1 rRNA gene (cut by a window edge) is annotated in these 1729 nt (G+C 46.9%); it reads left to right on the forward strand.

What is annotated here, in order from left to right:
• Nucleotides 1–36: 36 nt before the first annotated feature.
• A 23S ribosomal RNA gene (locus SKC38_RS12505) occupies nucleotides 37–1729 on the forward strand; it runs 1174 nt beyond the window's last position.

The raw sequence follows: 1729 nt of genomic DNA on the forward strand, positions 1-1729 counted from the left end.
TTATTGAATCCTTCGGGATGAAGATATTTTATAAAAGAGTAAGTGAATTAAGGGCGTATGGGGGATGCCTAGGCTCTTGGAGGCGATGAAGGACGTGTTAAGCTGCGATAAGCTTCGGGGAGGTGCACAAGACCTTTGATCCGATGATTTCCGAATGGGGCAACCCAGTAGATTGAAGATCTATTATTCTATTTAAGATAGAAGGCGAACCTGCTGAACTGAAACATCTAAGTAAGCAGAGGAAGAGAAAACAAAAGTGATTCCGTAAGTAGTGGCGAGCGAACGCGGATTAGCCCAAACCAGTGTTGTTGCGGCAAGACTGGGGTTGTAGGACCACGACATCGATTATATAAAGGAACAAGAACTGTCTGGGAAGGCAGGCCGTAGAAGGTGAGAGCCCTGTATTGGTAAGCTTATGTAATTGTAGTGGTATCCTGAGTAGGGGGGGACTGGAGAAATCCCCTTTGAATCTGCCGGCACCATCCGGTAAGGCTAAATACTACCAAGAGACCGATAGTGAACGAGTACTGTGAAGGAAAGGTGAAAAGTACCCTGAGTAAGGGGGTGAAAAGACCCTGAAACCATACGCTTACAAGCGGTCGGAGCCCTTATTGGGGTGACGGCGTGCCTTTTGCATAATGAGCCTACGAGTTACTTTCACTGGCGAGGTTAATCATATAGATGTGAGCAGCCGGAGCGAAAGCGAGTCTGAATAGGGCGCTTAGTCAGTGGGAGTAGACGCGAAACTTTGTGATCTACCCATGAGCAGGTTGAAGCTCCGATAACACGGAGTGGAGGACCGAACCAGTTTACGTTGAAAAGTATTTGGATGACTTGTGGGTAGGGGTGAAAGGCCAATCAAACTGAGAAATAGCTCGTACTCCCCGAAATGTTTTTAGGAACAGCCTCGGGGTTAAGTTTTAAGCAGGTAAAGCTACCAATAGGACTAGGGGGAGTCAAATCCTACCAAATCCTGATGAACTCTGAATGGCTTAAAATATACCCGGGAGTGAGGGTTGGGGTGCTAAGGTCCCAATCCGAGAGGGAAAGAACCCAGACCAACAGCTAAGGTCCCAAAATCTTTACTAAGTTGAACTAAGGAAGTCTGATTGCAGTGACAGCCAGGATGTTAGCTTGGAAGCAGCTATTCATTTAAAGAGTGCGTAACAGCTCACTGGTCGAGCGAGGCGGGCATCGATAATAAACGGGCATCAAGTAAAGTACCGAAGCTTTGGATTATATTTATATACTGGTAGGGGAGCATTCTGATCTGCGGTGAAGGTTGAGCGACGAGCTTGGCTGGAGCGTTCAGAAAAGCAAATGTAGGCATGAGTAACGATAATGAGGGCGAGAAACCCTCACGCCGAAAGACTAAGGTTTCCTCAGCTATGCTAATCAACTGAGGGTTAGTCGGGGGCTAAGGGTCTAGCGAAAGCGACAACCTAATGCACAGCAGGTTAATATTCCTGCACTTACTTATTGGGCAAATAGATGACGGAGATTACAGGTTACCAGATACTGACGGAATAGTGTCTTTGAGAGGCGGCAGCAATGCCAAAACGAGTGTAGTGAGTAAACTTCCAAGAAAAGTCTAGGCGTGTATAACTGATAAGTAACCCGTACCGTAAACCGACACAGGTGGTCGAGAAGAATATTCTAAGGCGCTCGAGTGAATCACGGCTAAGGAACTCGGCAAATTAACCCTGTAACTTCGGGATAAAGGGAGCCT

The sequence above is a fragment of the Aquirufa echingensis genome, assembly GCF_042714525.1.
In the GTDB taxonomy this organism is placed as follows: Bacteria; Bacteroidota; Bacteroidia; order Cytophagales; family Spirosomataceae; genus Aquirufa; species Aquirufa echingensis.